We start from the raw sequence: 17,023 nt of genomic DNA on the forward strand, positions 1-17,023 counted from the left end.
GGTGCGCCGCACCAGTTGGGCGGCGGCGAATTTCGTCAACTCAACCGCAGACCCGGACGCCCTCGTTATTTCCCGCCAGGATTGGCAACGCGTGCTGAATCAACTGGCCTCGACTCCCTGAAATGGCCAAAGTCGAGTTTCCATCACGAGAGAGACGCTCGCCCAACACCGGCTGAACGACATACATCTCTCGCGGGCTCAAGAGAAGGCCGCCCAAACCAATGCCTGAGGTTCACGCGCCCATGTTTCGCTTCATCCACGCCGCCGATCTTCATTTGGACAGCCCACTCCAGGGACTGCAAGCGCATGATGGCGCGCCGCTGGATGTGCTTCGCGGCGCGACCCGGCGGGCATTCGAGAACCTGGTTCAGCTCGCGATCGACGAGCGAGTTGATTTCGTGGTCATTGCCGGTGACCTCTACGATGGCGATTGGAAAGACTACAGCACGGGTTTGTTCTTTCGAAGCCAGATGGCCCGGCTCAATGCCAGTGGCATTCCGGTCTACCTGATTGCTGGCAACCATGATGCCGCTTCGGTGATCACGAAGAAGCTCGGCCTTCCCGACAATGTGCGGGTATTTTCCACGCGCACCACGGAATCGTTCGAGGTGACCGGGCTGCCGGTGATCATTCATGGCCGTGGATTTCCCAATCGCGCCGTTCCCGAGAACCTGGCCCTGGACTATCCATCCGCCATGCCGGGCAAGTTCAATCTTGGCCTGCTGCACACCAGTTTGACGGGGCGCCCCGGCCACGCGACTTACGCGCCCTGTTCCGAGCAGGATCTGCGCAGTAAGGGCTACGGCTACTGGGCGTTGGGGCACGTTCATCAGCCCGAGGTGATCGGCAAAGACCCGTGGATTGTCTTCGCCGGCAACTGCCAGGGGCGGGATGCCCGCGAAACCGGGCCGCGTGGCTGCTGCCTGGTCAGTGTGAATGAAGTCCTCGAAGTCGAACGCATGGAACGGCGCACGCTGGATGTGGTGCGCTGGCAGAATGTGCTGGTGGTTTTGGACCAGGTGGACAAGGAAACCGAAGCGACTCAGCGCATTCGCGCCGCCCTCGCCGTTGCCGTGAAGATGGCCGAGGACCGCTTGTTGGCAGCCAGGATCACGTTGACTGGGGCAAGCACGCTGCACGGCAGCCTGCACCGGGAGGCTCAGCGCTGGAGGGCGGAGATTCTGGGGATCGCACAGGACTTTGGTGAGGCCGCTGTCTGGATCGAGCAGATCAAAGTGGCGACGTCACCGGTGTATGACCTCAGCCAGTTGGCGGAGCGCGACGGCCTGACGAAGATTGTGCTGGAAACGCTGGAGCAGGCGACCCACGACCTGGATGACTTGCCGGATGACATCGTCGAGATGCTCAATGTTCTGCCTTTGGAAGTGCGGGCCGAGGTGGAAGGGGAATGGAAGACGGACCAGCGTTCTGCGCTGATGGCGGATGTCCGTGCGATCATTTTGGATTCGCTTCAAACGGAAGGAGGAACGGTCGCATGAGATTCCAGCGACTGCGCATTCCCGCGTTTGGCCCGTTTACAAATCTGGATCTTTCGTTTCCCGCAGAGGACCGTGATCTGCACCTGATCTATGGCGAGAACGAAGCCGGCAAGAGTTCCCTGCTGAGAGCCATACGCGATCTTTTATTCGGCATTCACGGCCAATCCCCTGACAACTTCCTGCACGACTACAAGAATCTGTTGGTCCTGGGTGAGATTGAGAACCGGGCGGGTGAACGACTGATATTCCAACGCCGCAAGGGAAACAAAAATACCCTTTTGGACCGCGATGGAAATCCCCTGCCGGACAACGTCCTCGGGCCGTTCCTGGGCGGCATTGATCAAGCCTATTTTTCAGCGATGTTTGGCCTGGGCGGCAGAGAGCTCCGCGAGGGTGCCGCGCAACTGCTCAAGGGAGAAGGTGAAATCGGTAACGCACTGTTTTCCGCCAGCCTGGGCGGCACGCCCATCCAACGCGTCCTGGAGGCGCTGGTTGCGGGTTCCGAGCAGCTCTTCAAAGGCCGGGCAACCGCCAACGTGTCGATCAGACCGGCGGTGCATCGACATAAGGATCTTTTGAAGCAAAGCCGTGACGCCACCGTCAACGCCGACACTTGGGACCAGTTGGAAAGGGATTTGACGCAACAGGCTGCAACCCGAAAGCACCTCGAGGACGAGATCAACGAAATCGCGCGCGAGCTCACCTGGGTTGACCGGTGTGAGGATGCATTGCCGAGTGTCGGACGTTTGAGCGATGAAATGCGATCACTCAGCGAGCTTCCCCCACTGCCGGATGTCGCCAGTGATTTTGTCGAACGGACGCGATTGGTTCGCAGCGCCGTTGCTGGCTCCAGCGTTCGTGTTGAGACTCTCACCACCAAGATCGGCCAACTCGAGAGCCAGTTGGCCGGCTGTCCTATCTCCCCAAAGATCCTGGCTGACGCCGAAGCGCTGGACTTCTTGCATCAGGAGCTGGGGGCGTATCGCGAGCAGAAGAAAATGCTCGCGAAGCTGCGAGAAGAGCTGGCCGGCATCGAACCGATTTTGCGGGCGGGAATGAAGGGCTTGGGTGTCCATGGCGAGCTCGAATCGCTGGAGACCTTACGCCTGAGCAGTGCCATGCAGCTGAGTTGTGAAGAAGCTGCAAGCACCCTGCAGGACACGATGAAACAGCATTCCGAGAATGCGGCCACGGTGGAAGCGTTGCAGGTAGAGATTGAGAATGATAGGAACGAGTTGACCTTGCTGCCGGAAACAGACCTGACGCCTCTGCGAGAGGCCCTCGCGGAGGCTGCGGAGGCGACGGACGCCAACAAGACCCTGGCCGCAAGCCAGGCGGAGGTCGAGAACCTGATCCGCACGGTTGCCACTGAGCAGGCGCTGGTGCCTGGTACCCCAGAAGATGTGGATGCCGCCGCACGTCTGGCCGTTCCTTCACCGGCCACCATTCGCAAATTCCGTGAACAGTTTGACCGCCTGGAGCGCGAAATCGATCAAGCCGACAAGCTGGTCCGAGACGAGGAGCGGAAGATCAAGGCGTTGGAGGAGGAATTGCGCCGGTTGGAGCGGCGGGGCGCGTTGCCATCCGAGGAGTCCCTCGGACAAGCCAGGGGACATCGCGACCACGGTTGGCAATTGGTCCTTGCCGAATGGAAAGGGGACGGAGCGAAGGAACAGCTCGACCCCGATTCACCCCTGGAAGAAGCCTTCCCGCATGCGATTAGCAAGGCGGACAACATCGCCGACCAATTGCGACACGATGCCGAAGCCGTGGCCCAGGCTGAAGAAAAGCGCCTCCAGATCCGAGGCAGCCAGGAAACCATTATCGAGGTGACAGGGGCACTCGCTTCACACCGGGATGCGGTCGCTAAATACCAGGCGGCGTGGGAGGCGGAATGGGCGCCAAGCGGTATTCCACCCCGTTCGCCCGACGAGATGGAAGACTGGCGTGAAAACTGGGTTCGGTTCAGAGATACAGCCTCCAAGCTGAGAGAAGCCGAGGCTGCTTTCCGTGCCAAGGGCACAAAGGTGCAAACAGCCAGGGGTACGCTGGCGGCTGTGTTGACGGAGCCCCCCGAAAAATCGTTTTCCGTGCTGTTCGAGGCTGCCAGAGGCCGGGTCCAGCAAGGGGAGGAATCGACAGGGCAGCGCAACGCCATCGGGAAGCGCCTTGAAAAGCAGAAAAGGACCCTGACGGGCCTTGATCGAAAGTCTGCCGATCTGCTTGTTGCGGTCGAAGCGGCGGAGGCAAACTGGAAGTCGCGCTGTCGGACGGCGGGCTTGGCGGAAGACACGACTCCGGAATCAGGCCTGAGATTGCTTCAGGAACGGAAGGGGCTCGTCGCGAAGTTTGACACCTGGGGCAAACTGTCCGGGGACGCTGAGATCACTGCGGGCACTATCCGTCGATATGAGGTCAGTGTCGCGGAAAAAGCGGTCGCGCTCGGGATTGAAGCGGACCTGACGGAAGCGCAGGAGGCCGGCCTGTGGAAGGCGCTTTCGCAGGCCCGGAACGCGCAGGTAGAGCATGATCAATTGGTGACTCAGATGTCAGACGCGAACGCTGAGCTGGCGACCGCGAGACAAACGGAAACACAGGCGTTGCAAGTCCAGGAAGGGCTGATGCGATTGTCCAACCTGGAGAAGCCGGAACAACTGGAGCCGCTGCTCGCCAACCTGGAGAGGCGCAAGGGCATACAAGACCGGATCGACGGCCTGAGAGAAGCACTCAGCGCGCCCGCTCGGGGCCAAGGCGTGGATGAATTTATCGCTCTGGTTCAAGCCGAGAACGCTGATGACTTGCCGCAGCGCAAGGACAGCCTGGAGAGCCGGAAGACAGAAAAGACCCGGATCATGCAGGAAGTGCAGGCCGAGTTGATCAAGTTGAACCATGAAAAAGACAACCTGGAAAAGGCCGGGGACGCGGCCGCGGATTTTCGCCAGCAGGCGGAATCCGTAGCGGCGACTTTGAAGCAGGACGCTGCCCGATTCATCCGTCTGCGGTTGGCTGCACATTTCCTGCGGAATCAAATCGAACGCTTCCGGAAGGAAAACCAGGGGCCGCTGCTGGAAAAATCAGGGCAAGTGTTCAAGCAGATGACGCGAGGCGCCTTTGATGGTCTCGCGGCGGAATTCAACAACGAGGATGTCCCGGTGATGGTTGGCAGCAGGTTGGATGGGGCAACGGTGCCTGTGGAAGGAATGAGTGATGGATCGCGTGATCAGCTCTACCTCGCTCTTCGTCTTGCAGCGATGGATCGTTATCTGGAGGAGCATGAGCCGATGCCTCTCATCCTTGATGACTTGCTGATTACTTTCGATAATGAACGAGCCGGGGCGATTCTTCCGCAGCTCGCTGATCTCGCCAAGCGGACTCAGATATTCCTGTTTACGCATCATGAACATCTGGTTGAGCTCTGCCGCGAGACGGTGGGTGAGGGGCAGTTCAAGCTCCACCAACTCAGCAGCAGTTTTAATCGATCGGCCTGAAAATGCGCCACCCTAGATCATCTTCAGGCCAGGCCGCGCGATGTGGGACAGCGGCTTTGCGCCTGCCGCTGAATCAATTCCGGCCGTCAGAATCACGTGGGCAACAAGGTCATACCACATGAGTGAAACGGTCGCTCAGCACCTCGTCACTGCGCTTCGAACTGTTGCCCAAGCGTACGCCGCGGGCGATCAGGTCGCGCCTTGTGTCGTGCTCTGGACTGACCCCGAGCGCTTGTGGGAAGCGGTCATGCCCGAGCTGCAGACGATGCTGCCGGAGCTGTTTCTGCTCGGCGGTTACGTGCCGGGAAGGCGCACGGGGCCGGCGCTGTGGCTGCGCTGCATCGAGGCTCGCTTGGTGGAGGGTGCGCCGCCGGCGGGAACCACGTCGATTTTTTACTTGCCGGGCATCAGCCGCGAGCGGCTGCGTGCCGCCGAGGACTGCCCCCAGGAGCTGGCCGCCCTGGTGGAGTTGCAGTACCGAGGTGCAATGTGGCTGCATGTAAACGGCAAGGAATGGACACCTTATGCCTTTCTGGTTTCAAAACACGGCGGGCTCGACCTCGATGTGGTTAAGGATCAGGCGACGCTCGATGCGCTTGCGGGTGCATTGCCCTCGCTGCTGACGGAACCGATCACCCAGTTGCGGGGCCGGCGTCTGGATTCGGAGTTTTTCAACGCCTTGCTGGCGCCAGACGCGACCGGGCTGCTACTGCGCTGGCTGAGCGATCCGGAGGCGTTCAAACAAGCTCGCTCGGGCGCCGAATGGAAGGCCTTCTGCCAGCAGTGCAAGGCGGATGCCGGCTTCGATCCGGTCAAGGACGGCCCGCTGAAGGCGGCCGGATTGCTCGCTGCGCGTGTCAATAACTGGACTAAGGTCTGGAAGCGCTTTGCCGAGGCACCGGCGAATTATCCCGGGGTCGTCGAATGGCTGAAGCGCGCCGCCCCGAAAACCCAAGACATGTTCGATTCCGCCGAGGTCTGGCCGACCCTCAACGAGAGCGACGAGCGGAAGTTGCAGCAGGCGCTGGAGTCGCTGGTCGATCGCCCGCAGGATGAGGTGATCCGCCGGGTGGCTGAACTGGAAACGCAGCACGCAGAGCGGCGCGCTTACCCGTGGCAAAGACTCGGGCTCAGCCCTCTGGCAACGGCGTTGGGGCCGTTGGCGCAACTGGCAGTGCTGTGCCAGAGCGTGCCCGGAGCGCCCACTCCGGAAGCCTATGCAGCGTCTTATACCAGCGACGGCTGGCGCGTGGATGCCGCCGCCCTGGCGACCATGGCGGCCTGTGGCTCATCGGAGCAACATGGTGCCGTACTTGCGGCGCTGCGGGCGATGTATCTACCGTGGCTGGAAGCGACCGCCCGCCACCTGCAACAGCTCATTCACACGCATGGACAGTCGCTATCCAAACGGGCCAAACCCATCGAAGCGGCGGCGGGGCGGCTCGTCGTGTTTGCGGACGGACTGCGGATGGATGTGGCCCAGCAATTGGCCGAGAAGCTGGCGGCCGCGGGGATCGAATCCACGCAGGACTGGGAGTGGTCGACCATTCCGGCTGTGACAGCAACCGCCAAGCCCGCGGCGTCTCCCATCGCCGACGCTGTTCAGGGTGGCGACGCGAGCGATGAGTTCTCCACGCGTCTGGTTTCCACGGGGCAGATCCTGACACAGGAGCGTTTTGTGACCACCCTGAAAGACCGCGGGTGGCAGGTCCTTGGGTCGGACGAAACCGGAAACCCTGCCGGTTCAGCCTGGACCGAGGCCGGCGCGCTCGATCAGCGCGGTCACGCAGAGGGCTGGAAGCTCGCGCGCAGCGTCGAAGCGGAAATCCGCGATCTGGTCAGCCGGATCGGCGCACTGCTCAAGGCGGGCTGGACAGAGGTGGTGGTGGTGACCGATCACGGCTGGCTGCTGGTGCCAAATGGCCTGCCAAAGGTCGAACTGAAGGCGTGGTTGACGGAAACCCGCTGGAGTCGTTGCGCCGCGTTGAAGGCGGAGGCGCAGACCGATACGCTGGCGTTCAAGTGGCACTGGAACCCCTCGGTCATGATGGCCAGCCCGCCGGGAGCCGGCAGTTTCCGCGCCGGCATCGAGTATTCACATGGTGGCGTGTCGCTGCAGGAAATGGTGACCCCCGTGCTGCGCGTGACGGCCGCGCGACCGGCGGGCGCCTCGGCACGGTTGCTGGAGGCCAAGTGGACCGGGGCCAAATGCCGCCTGTTGGTCGGCGGAGATTGCAGCGGCGTACAGGTGGATGTCCGTACCAGCCAATCCGACGCCGACACCTCGCTGCTCACGGACAAGCAGGCGCGTGAAACCACTGCCGACGGCAGGGTGACGGTGTTTCTCGAAAACGATTCGGACATCGGCAGGCAGGCCGAAATCGTGCTGTTGGATACTTCCGGGCAGGTGATCGATGCCCTGCCCACCACGCTTGGACAATGACCTCATGAGCCAACAACTGGACGCCATCGATCGGATCGCGACCAACGCCTTTGAAGGCTACGTGGTGCGCAAGGACCTGGTGCGCAAGTTCAAGGGCCAATACCCGGTCCCCACTTATGTGGCCGAGTTTCTGCTGGGCCGCTATTGCGCCTCGGTGGACGAGGACGAAATCGCCGAAGGTCTCCAGATCGTCGAGCGCCAGCTCGGAGAAAAAACCATCCGCGCCGGCGAGCACGAGCTGTTCAAGGCGCGCGCCAAGGAAAAGGGGCATGTGAAGCTGATCGACATCATCACGGCGCGTCTGGATGCGGCCTCCGATTCCTTCGTGGCGACCCTGCCGAGCCTGCAATTGAAGGACGTGCGCATCGGCGAAGCGATGGTCCACGCCAACGAGCGCATGTTGACGGGGGGCTTCTATGCCGAGGTCGAACTCGCCTACGACCCGACCATCGCCCAGGAGAAGAATGGCCGCCCGTTCGGCATCGACTCGCTGCGCGAGATCCAGTTGTCCAAGCGCGACGTGCTGCCTGCGCTCTATCGGGGTCGGGAGGCGTTCGCCACGGAGGCGTGGACGGACTTCCTGATCCGCAGCATCGGCATGGAGCCGGAGCAACTCAGCCCCCGTGCGCGCGACATGATGCTGCTGCGCATGGTGCCGTTCGTGGAGCGAAACTACAACCTGGTGGAGCTCGGACCCCGCGGCACCGGCAAAAGCCACCTGTTTCAGCAGGTTTCTCCCTATGCGCACCTGATCTCGGGCGGCAAGGCGACGGTTGCGCGCATGTTTGTCAACAATGCCAGCGGTCAGCGCGGATTGGTCTGTCAGTACGACGTGGTCTGCTTCGATGAGATTTCCGGCGTCTCCTTCGACCAGAAAGACGGCGTGAACATCATGAAGGGCTACATGGAATCCGGCGAGTTCAGTCGCGGTAAGGAAAGCATCCGCGCCGATGGCGGCGTGGTCATGGTGGGCAACTTCGAGGTGGACGTGCAGCACCAGCAGCGGGTGGGTCACCTGTTCGGGCCACTGCCGCCCGAGATGCGTGACGACACCGCGTTCATGGACCGCATCCACGCCTATCTGCCCGGCTGGGACCTGCCAAAGGTCAACCGCGATCTTCTGACCAATCACTTCGGGCTGGTCAGCGACTTTCTGTCCGAATGCTGGAATCAGTTGCGGCGCCAGAGCCGGCAAAGTGTCCTCCAGGGGCGTTTTCACCTGGGGGGCGCCCTGAGCGGACGTGACACGACCGGCGTCCAGAAGACCGTCAGCGGCCTGATCAAGCTGATATCGCCAAATCCGGAGGTCCCGGTTGCCGACGAGGTGCTGGAGTGGGCGCTCCGCCTGGCGCTGGAGTGCCGCCGGCGGGTCAAGGAACAGCAGAAGCGCATTGGCTCCGCCGAGTTTCGCAACACCCAGTTCAGTTATACGATCGGCGAAGAAGGGGTAGAAAAGTTCGTGGCGACACCCGAACTTTACAACGAGAACAGTATCGGCAGCGACCCATTGCCACCGGGACAGGTCTGGGTGATCTCTGGCGGTGGCGGCGACGAAAACCCTGGCTTGTATCAAATCGACATCGCCGAAGGCCCGGGTAGCGGGGTGAAAATTCTCAATCAGCCTGCGCCACCACCGTTCAAGGAAAGCGTTCGATGTGCCGAGCAAAACCTCTACGCTCGGGCGAAGGAGCTTGTTGGTGAGCGCGAACCTCGTCAGCACGAGTTTACGGTTCAATTGCGGGCATTCGACAGCGCCAAGAGCGGTTCGGCGGTCGGCGTCGGCGTACTGCTTGCACTGTGCTCATCGCTCCTCCAGAAGAGCATCAAGGGCGGTTTCGCTGTATGCGGTGGCCTGAACCTGGGTGGCTCCCTCGAAACCATCTTCAACCCCGTGGCGGTCGTTGAAACAGCCATCGAGAAGGGTGCCGGCAGCATCCTTATGCCGATCAATAGCCGGAGGCAATTGAACGACCTGCCCGACGATCTGGCGGCGAGGATCACTATCCACTACTACCTTGACGCTCGGGATGCCTTGCTGAAGGCGTTGGCGATCTGATGGACAGTGACCAGGCTCCGGGAGTCTATGGAACTGGAGACGTGGTACGCTTGGCGTGACGGGGGAGCGGCAGGCCATTCGATGTGGGGAAGGCCGTTGCAAGTATTCGGGTTTGCTCAATCCGGGCATAGGGCCAGGACCTCCGGGGCCAACGGCAGACGACGGACCTGGGTGACATCTACCCCCTTGGTCTCGGTGATCTCGGCAACTGAGACAGCCCGCTGCTCGTCCAGCAGCCGTTGCCAATGGTGGGCAGGCGAGACCCCGCAACAGTGCTGTATGCTCCGCGCGGGCGGCCTGACGCTCCTGGCGCGCTTCTTCCACGAAGGGGTCCGGTGCGTCCAGCGGTGTCATGACCTACTACTTCACCCCCCGCTTCACGAGGGTCCAGGTACAAAAGTCTCCATCCAAGTTGCGCTCCAAGAGATCCGGGTTCACGGTGCGGAAGGCGTCCCCCGGCAGTCGATAGGCCAGGCGGCGCGCCAAGAGCTTGCGGATGTTGGACAGCTGCGGCTCACGGCCCAACAGTTCCCGCCAGAGGACCAGGATCTCGGGCCTCGACAGGTTGGGCAAGTTGGCGACCCGGCCCACCGCAGTCAAGCTCGCCCCCTTCGCCGTGGGGAGGACACCCAGCGGCACGAAAACATATCTTAAGGCGTAGCGGAGGATACCCGCCACAGATCAAAGGAGCCCGACCCCATACCTACATCAAACGCCGGAGCGTCCGCAATTGCTTCGCTTGCGGATTGATTTTACAAGCTACTTCTCAGACACTTGCCGATCAGATAGCGGCTTCGACGGTGGGACCTTGGTTGACCCGTCTTAAGTCAGTTTTTGGCCCACGACGACGGGATAGAAGGTATGGCCTGGACCAAAGCCGACATGGCAGAGCACCTGTTCGACGAGCTCGGGCTCAACAAACGGGAGGCCAAAGACCTCATCGAGGAGGTCTTCGAGGAAATTCGCGCGGCGCTGGAACGCGGCGAGGAAGTCAAACTGTCCGGGTTCGGGAATTTCGAGCTACGCGAGAAGAAGGAGCGCCCGGGGCGTAATCCGAAGACCGGCGAGGAGATCCCGATCACCGCCCGCCGGGTCGTGACCTTTCGGCCAGGCCAGAAGCTCAAGGCCCGGGTGGAAGCCTATGCGGGACCCGATCAGGCGAGCGCCGACGCCGCGGCGTCCGGCGACCAGCTCGCCATCGCCTGAACACGCCAGGTCCCGGGCGGCGCGATGCGCGCGCCCGGCGACGCGGAAGCGGACATGACTGAATTGCGCCTACAAGCGCGTGGCCAATAATCGGCATTATAGTTGATCCGACGGTATGCGCAGCTCCAAACGCCACCCTCTAAATCACGCCGCATACGTAAGAGTATTTCGCAATTATCGTGTCAGCTATTAGCCAAAAAAATCACGCATTATCGGTTCTTGATACAAATTTGGGGAAACTCTCTAAATTATACAGGGAATGCTACCTTTCTATGGGAAAAGGCGCGTTGCTAGTCTATGCAACAAATGTTATTGAAAGAGGACTACCAAGCAAGCATGACTACAGAACAAAAGAAGAAATTTTCGAGGTATTTGATGCTCCTTCTAGTATAAAAATAGCGAAAATGATTGATGATTATGATCAGAAAAGTGAAGGCATTATGGCGTTGATCACGGCGCATTCAAATGCTACTTTTTTCGTCACTGTCAAGTTAAAGTGAAAGCCACGCAGAACAACTGAAATCATGAGCGCAGCCTAGGGTCGGTGGGCGACGGTCACGGACCGACCAGGTCAGTGTCTTGGGTGCCCCCATGTACGACGGCCGCTAATATCTTGTTATGTAAGAGCAACGAATGGAAAAAGCGGATCGCCGCAATCCTTATCAAAGGCTATGTCTGCGTTAGGTGTTGGGCCGAGGCTGTCACGGAGCTAACTCTTTGTCGCAAGGGACAATGCTGGAAATTCGGTGTTGTATGTTTTCTCTTCGCTTTCGGTGGGTTGCCGAGCTACCAACACCTAACCCAGACACAGCCTTATCAATAGCCCGTTCTGCGGCTTAGGCAGCTTCCCGCTCAGGACCTTCACGCCCTAATGACCACCTTCCACCACAAACTCGCCCCCAGCCGCTTCCTCAACATGAGCCCCCAACTGGCCGCCATCCGGGGCTACGTCCTGGAGCGCCAGTACACCACGCCCGCCCGGTCTGAGCTTGTGGTCACGCCCAACGGACACGTCCTCGCCCGGCTCGAGGGCGAGCCTGGACCGCTGGCGCATATCGCCGCTGCGGCGGATCTGCGGGCCAACTTGCGGCGCCTGGGAATGGTGGCTGAGCTCGACGCCGCGGAATGGGTCGACTACGCCATCCGGGTCCGGCAACGACTCGGGATGGATCTGGGTGGGCGCAAAGACTGCGAGCAGCCGTGAGCGCAGCGCCAATCGGAGCGGGAATCGCCCGCCCTCGCGCCATCCTGGCCGCGGTCGGCCACACCTACCCCGCGCTGTGGTCCGCCGTGGACCAACTGCGGGCGCTGCGAGCGAGCGCCTTCCCGCACTGGCCGGACTGGTGCTTTCTGCCGCTGCAGGCGTCCTATGCCATCCTGAGCGGCGGGGGTGATCGACGCATCCCGATCGAGCGGATTCACCGGGTGGGCATCGTCAGTGCGCTGGCGACCTGGCGCGTGACCCAGGGTGTCTACCGTTTCGATCCCACGGTCGCGGCGGCCGTCGCTGCCACCCCGCTGGCGGGCGAACTGCCGACGGACCTGCTCTACCGGTTGCCGGAGTGGTGCGTCTTTATCGAGACCCCGGGCCGGACCTGGGAGGGGCGGACCCTGCACGGCTTCTGGGCGCACCTGGAGTGGGAGGACGGCGGCGGCGCCGATGAACTGCGCCTGGTGCTCGACACCGCCGAGACACCGGCCCTGGCGCTCGACCCGCGGCGGGGACTGGTGCCGGTGCCCTTGATTCTGGGCGACGGGGCCCTGGCCGACGCCCTCGCGCGGGTTGCCGAGAGCGGCCGGCGGCGGCTGGCGGAGCAGGGTCTCTCCGACCAGGACGCGCACCGGCCCGATCCGGCACAACGGCTGGCAGCGATCCAGCCGCTGGTGGCCTTGGTGCTCTACCTCTGTGCGGAGAACGCCGAGCTTGGCGACGGCACCCGCCGCCCGGGACTCCCGAAACCAACGCGCACCAAACGCGGTCCGCGCCTGTTCCCGCCGGACCAGCCAACGACCTGGGAGGTGGGCATGCGCCTGGGGGCGGCGCTGCGCCAGGCCGCCACGGCGGCGGAACCGGCCCCCGGGGCAGTGCCGGGCGAGCGGACCCGACCGCGCGCTCACATCCGACGGGCGCACTGGCATACCTTCCGGGTCGGAGAGGGGCGTCAGGGCCACCGAGTCAAGTGGATGGCGCCGGTCGCGGTGAACGTGCCCGATCCGGCGGCACTGGCGGTCACCGTGCGGCCGGTGGGCTAAGCTGGAGGGGACCTGCCTCGGGCCGGTGGTCCCCGCGTGGTGGCCAAGTGTCTGGACCACCGGTGACATCTACCCACCAATCCTCAACCACGCGGCGATCACGCCGCCGGAGACGCTCACTGCCATGACCGAATCCGAAATCAGCTTGAGCAACGCCATCGGCGAGCGGTTACGCTATGCCCGAGAGGCCGCCGGGCTGTCGCTCCGTCGCCTGTCTGAGCGCACTGACGAGCGCTTATCCAAGTCGCGCATCAGCAACTACAAGCTGGGCACCCGGCGCATGGGCATCGAGGAGGCGCGCCTGTTGGCCACGGCGCTGGGGACGGTGACACCGGCCTTCTTGCTGTGCATTGAGGACCCGGTGAATCTCTCCGCGGATGAACTGGACTTGCTCCGCCAGTACCGGGCGACCGATGCCCTGGGCCAGATCGAGGTCCGCAAGCGGGCCGGGGCCGAGGCGCGGCGTGTCACCGAGCAACCGGTCGCAGCATAAGCGTAGTTGGCACGGGCAGTGTGGTCCTGCGAGTTTGGTTATCAGGTCGCCGCAGGCTTGGCTGTCTTCTCGCAAACCTTGCAAGGTCGGCTGTACGAGCACGATCGCCCGCTTGACTGCGCATTTAACTCGTCGAGTCAGCATCTTGGCGTACCTTGTTCGGTTTCATGTACGGTCACTTGTTCGGTCGGCTGGGCCGCTGGGGCATCTAATGATCACGATGTCCCGGTGCCCTGTGCCCTCTGAGATACTATCGGCCCACGCCCGCGTGTCCCCTTCCTGGTGGTTACCCCGATGCCCAACGAAGCAGCACACCTCTTTGCCCCGTTGACGATCAAGTCCGTTACCCTGCGCAACCGCATCGGCGTGTCGCCCATGTGCCAATACTCGTCGGTCGACGGCACGGCCACCGACTGGCACCTGGTCCACCTGGGCGCCCGCGCCGCGGCCGGCGCCGGGTCGGTCATTGCCGAGGCGACCGCCGTCTCGCCCGAAGGGCGCATCAGCCCCGGCGACGCCGGGCTCTGGGCAGACCGGCACATCGAGCCGCTGCTCCGCATCAACCGCTTCGTGAAGGGTCAGGGTGCGGTGCCCGGCGTCCAACTCGCCCATGCCGGGCGCAAGGCGTCCGCGGCGCGGCCCTGGGAGGGCGTCGCTCACCTGGCCGACGCAGACGGGGGTTGGCCGACGCTGGCACCGAGCGCGCTGGCCTTTGGTGGGGACCTGCCGAAGGTCCCGCAGGCGATGAGCGAGGCGGACATCGCGCGGGTCCAGGGCGATTTCGTCGCGGCCACCCAGCGGGCGCTGGCCGCCGGCTATGAGTGGCTGGAGGTCCACGCCGCCCATGGCTACCTGCTCCATGCGTTTCTCTCCCCGCTGTCCAACGAGCGCACGGACCGCTACGGCGGCAGTTTCGAGAACCGGGTGCGCTTCCTCATCGAGACCACCCGCGCCGTGCGTGCCGTCTGGCCGGATCGGCTCCCGCTGGGCGTGCGGATCTCATGCTCCGACTGGGCGGACGGCGGTTGGGACATCGAACAGAGCGTCGCCCTCGCCCGCCTGCTGAAGGCCGAGGACGTGGACCTGATCGATTGCAGCTCAGGGGGCCTGGTTCCACATGCAAAGATCCCGGTAGGCCCTGGCTATCAGGTCCCCTTTGCCGAGCGCATCCGCCACGAGGCCGGGATCGCCACGGCCGCGGTCGGCCTGATCACGGCACCGACCCACGCCGACGAGATCGTCCGCAACGGCCGGGCCGACCTGGTGCTGCTCGCCCGGGAAATGTTACGGGATGCGCAGTGGCCGCTGCGGGCGGCGCAGGCCCTGGGGCAGACTGCGGCGCTCAAACCTCCTGTCCAGTATCAACGGGCGTGGTAGCCATGGCATGAGTCGCCGGGTGACCTCACGGTCACCGGGCTGCCTACGAACCGGACATGCCGGTTCTTGCGCTTACGAGGCTCCGACCTTGAGCGGGCCAGTTACAGTCCCGGACGCTCTGCGAAACGGCGACCGGACTGGGTACGCCGGGGGACCATGCTGCGGGCGCTGGCGGCCACAAGCCGCTATTCAGCTCGGTTGTGCTGAGGGCTGGAAAGCGATCGGAACCGGTCGGTCAACCTACTTGGCTTCTGCAATCTTCGCCAGCTGGTCCGCAACCGTTGTCCACCCAGCAACAAACCCCATCCCGTCGTGCTGCCTCATCGCCATTTCGTCCCAATGGCGCGACCCGGCCCTGTAGCGTGTACCGTCGCCTTCTGGCGAAAAGGCGAAAAAGCCGACCATGAACGGCGCTTGCGGTATCCACCCGGCGCGAAACGCATCGGTGAAGACGATGCGGCGTGCCGGCACCACCTCGAGGAAGACCCCTTCTATCGGCGAGGCTTCACCGGCGGGGCCACTCATCAGTAACGCGAATCGTCCACCGGGCCGCAGGTCCATTTCGACGATGGTGGTCGTCCAGGGCGCGGGCGCCCACCAGCGCTCAAACTGCTCGATCCAAGCCTGCCAGACGGCAGCGGGGGACGCGTCGATGTGTCGCTCGATCGCAAGTTCAAAGCCATTTTCAGCGGTTCCGCTCATGGTGTGGTCCCGGCATAGGCCGCTTCCAGCGCGCAGATATCAAGCTTTGTCATCCCCATCATGGCTTGCAGCGCGCGTGCTTTGCCCGCAACATCGTCGCGCGTCATGATCTCGCCCAATGCCATTGGGACGATCTGCCACGAGACACCGAAGCGATCCTTGAGCCAGCCACACTGACCGGGCGCCCCGCCGTCAGCCGTCAGCCCCTGCCAGAAATGATCCAATTCGGCTTGAGTCGCGCAGTCGACCGATAGCGAGATCGCTGCGGTATGTGGGAACTGCGGCCCACCATTGAGCGCCTGAAAGCGCTGCCCGGCGAGTGTGAACTCCACCATCATCGCGGTACCAGCCGGGAACGGCATTCCCTCGCCATAGCGGGAAACCGCGGCGACCGATGCATCGGGAAACAGGGAAACATAAAGGGCGGCGGCGGCTTCGGCCTCGCCGTTGAACCACAGGCACGGGGCGATCTTGGACATCACCGCGGTTCCCCACCTGGCCGTCTACCCACCAGCGCGAACAACGCGCCCTGGGGATCAGAGCCGATAAGGATTCGGTCGCCGCCGGGCACCTCGCAGGGGCCGTGCAGGATATGCGCACCGCCTGTCCGGGCGCTCGCGGCAGCGGCGTCAATATCGCTGACACGGAAGTAATAGGTCCACATGGGCGGAGGGCTATCTGGCGGTCGTGCCATCATCGCGCCGATGGTTCGACCGCCTTGCGTGATGAACTGATAGTCACCCAAAGCGCCCATGTCCATAACATCGCCTTTCTCCCATCCAAACCGAGCCCCATAGAAGTCCAGCGCGGCCCTCAAGTCGCTCGTGCTAAGCTCGTTCCAGCTGCAATGGCCTGGCTCGGTGGTTGAAAAAGCAGTACTTGTCGCCTCGATAGCACCGCGCATCACATAAAAGCCGGCGCCTTGCGGATCGGCGAGCAGGGCGAGGCGACCGACGCCGGGAATGTCGGTCGCGGGCATGCGCACCGTGCCGCCCGCAGCGGTTATCGCGCCGATCGTGGCATCAACGTCATTAACGCCGATGTAGCCGAGCCAGACCGGGCGCATGCCCGCCTCCAATGATTCGGAAGTCAGCGCCATCATCCCGCCAATATTGGTGTCGCCGATCGAAAGCAGGCGATAATCCATCCCGGCCTGGCCCGAATCGTTCACTTCCCAGCCGAGCACCGACCCATAAAAGTCGGCGGCGGCATCAGGATCGGTCGTCAACAGTTCATACCAGATGAAATCGCCGTGCTTGTTTGGCATGTCGTCTCCTACCATCTAAGATTCAGGGCCTTACAGTCCGCTCGTCGGAACCGAGAACGCGCGCGACGCGCTTGGTTCGGAAGTTAGACCACGCGCCGCACCGAATCTATGACAAAACAACTAGGGTATTGCTGGTACTTCAGTTATCACTGCGCACCGCAGTGACTGTCTTGAGGCGCGACGCGGCGACCGGCGGGTCGCCGCACGGCTACTCGCCAGCACCACTGCTCGTGACATTC

At 62.7% G+C, this 17,023-nt stretch carries 14 protein-coding genes; 10 read left to right on the top strand and 4 right to left on the bottom strand.

The window, feature by feature from the left end:
- The first annotated feature begins 242 nt into the window (after positions 1-242).
- The 4 genes from QZY03_RS24535 to brxL all read left to right on the top strand — a co-directional run bounded on the left by QZY03_RS24535 (position 243) and on the right by brxL (position 9,486).
- Positions 243-1,499 carry a DNA repair exonuclease gene (locus tag QZY03_RS24535; protein WP_295585508.1) on the top strand — a complete coding sequence of 419 codons (1,257 nt, stop codon included), beginning with the start codon at positions 243-245 and terminating at the stop codon, positions 1,497-1,499.
- Positions 1,496-4,987, top strand: a complete 3,492-nt coding sequence (locus QZY03_RS24540) for a YhaN family protein (RefSeq protein WP_295585510.1) — start codon at positions 1,496-1,498, stop codon at positions 4,985-4,987. Before QZY03_RS24535 ends, QZY03_RS24540 begins: the two co-directional genes overlap by 4 nt.
- Before the next feature lie 118 nt (positions 4,988-5,105).
- Positions 5,106-7,430, top strand: a complete 2,325-nt coding sequence (gene pglZ / locus QZY03_RS24545) for a BREX-1 system phosphatase PglZ type B (RefSeq protein WP_295585512.1) — start codon at positions 5,106-5,108, stop codon at positions 7,428-7,430.
- Between the two features lie 4 nt (positions 7,431-7,434).
- Entirely contained in the window at positions 7,435-9,486 is a 2,052-nt protein-coding gene (brxL, locus tag QZY03_RS24550; protein WP_295585514.1) for a BREX system Lon protease-like protein BrxL, read from the top strand.
- A gap of 360 nt (positions 9,487-9,846) precedes the next feature.
- On the opposite strand, the gene QZY03_RS24555 is transcribed toward brxL, so the two are convergent.
- Complete coding sequence (locus QZY03_RS24555; RefSeq protein WP_295585515.1) at positions 9,847-10,125, bottom strand: hypothetical protein; 279 nt, start codon at positions 10,123-10,125, stop codon at positions 9,847-9,849.
- Positions 10,126-10,347: 222 nt separating this feature from the next.
- Between QZY03_RS24555 and ihfA the strand changes: the two genes are divergently transcribed.
- From ihfA to QZY03_RS24585, 6 genes are all read left to right on the top strand, one after another.
- Positions 10,348-10,692 (top strand): integration host factor subunit alpha, encoded by a 345-nt coding sequence (ihfA, locus tag QZY03_RS24560; protein ID WP_295585517.1) that lies wholly within the window; start codon positions 10,348-10,350, stop codon positions 10,690-10,692.
- Positions 10,693-10,871: 179 nt separating this feature from the next.
- Entirely contained in the window at positions 10,872-11,192 is a 321-nt protein-coding gene (locus QZY03_RS24565) for a hypothetical protein (protein ID WP_295585518.1), read from the top strand.
- Between the two features lie 371 nt (positions 11,193-11,563).
- Positions 11,564-11,896 carry a hypothetical protein gene (locus QZY03_RS24570; protein WP_295585519.1) on the top strand — a complete coding sequence of 111 codons (333 nt, stop codon included), beginning with the start codon at positions 11,564-11,566 and terminating at the stop codon, positions 11,894-11,896.
- Positions 11,893-12,945, top strand: coding sequence for a hypothetical protein (locus QZY03_RS24575; RefSeq protein ID WP_295585520.1), 1,053 nt, complete (start codon positions 11,893-11,895; stop codon positions 12,943-12,945). Before QZY03_RS24570 ends, QZY03_RS24575 begins: the two co-directional genes overlap by 4 nt.
- A gap of 124 nt (positions 12,946-13,069) precedes the next feature.
- The gene (locus QZY03_RS24580) at positions 13,070-13,438 is read left to right on the top strand and encodes a helix-turn-helix transcriptional regulator (RefSeq protein ID WP_295585522.1); all 369 of its coding nucleotides are present in this window, start codon (positions 13,070-13,072) and stop codon (positions 13,436-13,438) included.
- Between the two features lie 294 nt (positions 13,439-13,732).
- Positions 13,733-14,815: an NADH:flavin oxidoreductase/NADH oxidase gene (locus QZY03_RS24585; protein WP_295585524.1), complete on the top strand. Its 1,083-nt coding sequence runs from the start codon at positions 13,733-13,735 to the stop codon at positions 14,813-14,815.
- Positions 14,816-15,055: 240 nt separating this feature from the next.
- On the opposite strand, the gene QZY03_RS24590 is transcribed toward QZY03_RS24585, so the two are convergent.
- Genes QZY03_RS24590 through QZY03_RS24600 form a run of 3 tightly spaced genes read right to left on the bottom strand, consistent with a single transcriptional unit; the run spans position 15,056 to position 16,784 of the window.
- Positions 15,056-15,517: an SRPBCC domain-containing protein gene (locus QZY03_RS24590; protein ID WP_295585526.1), complete on the bottom strand. Its 462-nt coding sequence runs from the start codon at positions 15,515-15,517 to the stop codon at positions 15,056-15,058.
- Complete coding sequence (locus QZY03_RS24595) at positions 15,514-15,996, bottom strand: VOC family protein (RefSeq protein WP_295585528.1); 483 nt, start codon at positions 15,994-15,996, stop codon at positions 15,514-15,516. Before QZY03_RS24595 ends, QZY03_RS24590 begins: the two co-directional genes overlap by 4 nt.
- Positions 15,996-16,784 carry a VOC family protein gene (locus QZY03_RS24600; protein ID WP_295585529.1) on the bottom strand — a complete coding sequence of 263 codons (789 nt, stop codon included), beginning with the start codon at positions 16,782-16,784 and terminating at the stop codon, positions 15,996-15,998. The genes QZY03_RS24595 and QZY03_RS24600 overlap by 1 nt, the downstream gene beginning before the upstream one ends.
- Between the last annotated feature and the right edge of the window lie 239 nt (positions 16,785-17,023).

The organism is uncultured Lamprocystis sp., from assembly GCF_903933125.1.
Lineage (GTDB): Bacteria > Pseudomonadota > Gammaproteobacteria > Chromatiales > Chromatiaceae > Thiodictyon.

Coding starts and splice junctions, on each gene's coding strand:
- QZY03_RS24535 (WP_295585508.1), top strand. CDS start 243: ATGTTTCGCTTCATCCACGCCGCCGATCTTCATTTGGACAGCCCACTC.
- QZY03_RS24540 (WP_295585510.1), top strand. CDS start 1,496: ATGAGATTCCAGCGACTGCGCATTCCCGCGTTTGGCCCGTTTACAAAT.
- pglZ (WP_295585512.1), top strand. CDS start 5,106: ATGAGTGAAACGGTCGCTCAGCACCTCGTCACTGCGCTTCGAACTGTT.
- brxL (WP_295585514.1), top strand. CDS start 7,435: ATGAGCCAACAACTGGACGCCATCGATCGGATCGCGACCAACGCCTTT.
- ihfA (WP_295585517.1), top strand. CDS start 10,348: ATGGCCTGGACCAAAGCCGACATGGCAGAGCACCTGTTCGACGAGCTC.
- QZY03_RS24570 (WP_295585519.1), top strand. CDS start 11,564: ATGACCACCTTCCACCACAAACTCGCCCCCAGCCGCTTCCTCAACATG.
- QZY03_RS24580 (WP_295585522.1), top strand. CDS start 13,070: ATGACCGAATCCGAAATCAGCTTGAGCAACGCCATCGGCGAGCGGTTA.
- QZY03_RS24585 (WP_295585524.1), top strand. CDS start 13,733: ATGCCCAACGAAGCAGCACACCTCTTTGCCCCGTTGACGATCAAGTCC.
- QZY03_RS24590 (WP_295585526.1), bottom strand. CDS start 15,517: ATGAGCGGAACCGCTGAAAATGGCTTTGAACTTGCGATCGAGCGACAC.
- QZY03_RS24595 (WP_295585528.1), bottom strand. CDS start 15,996: ATGTCCAAGATCGCCCCGTGCCTGTGGTTCAACGGCGAGGCCGAAGCC.
- QZY03_RS24600 (WP_295585529.1), bottom strand. CDS start 16,784: ATGCCAAACAAGCACGGCGATTTCATCTGGTATGAACTGTTGACGACC.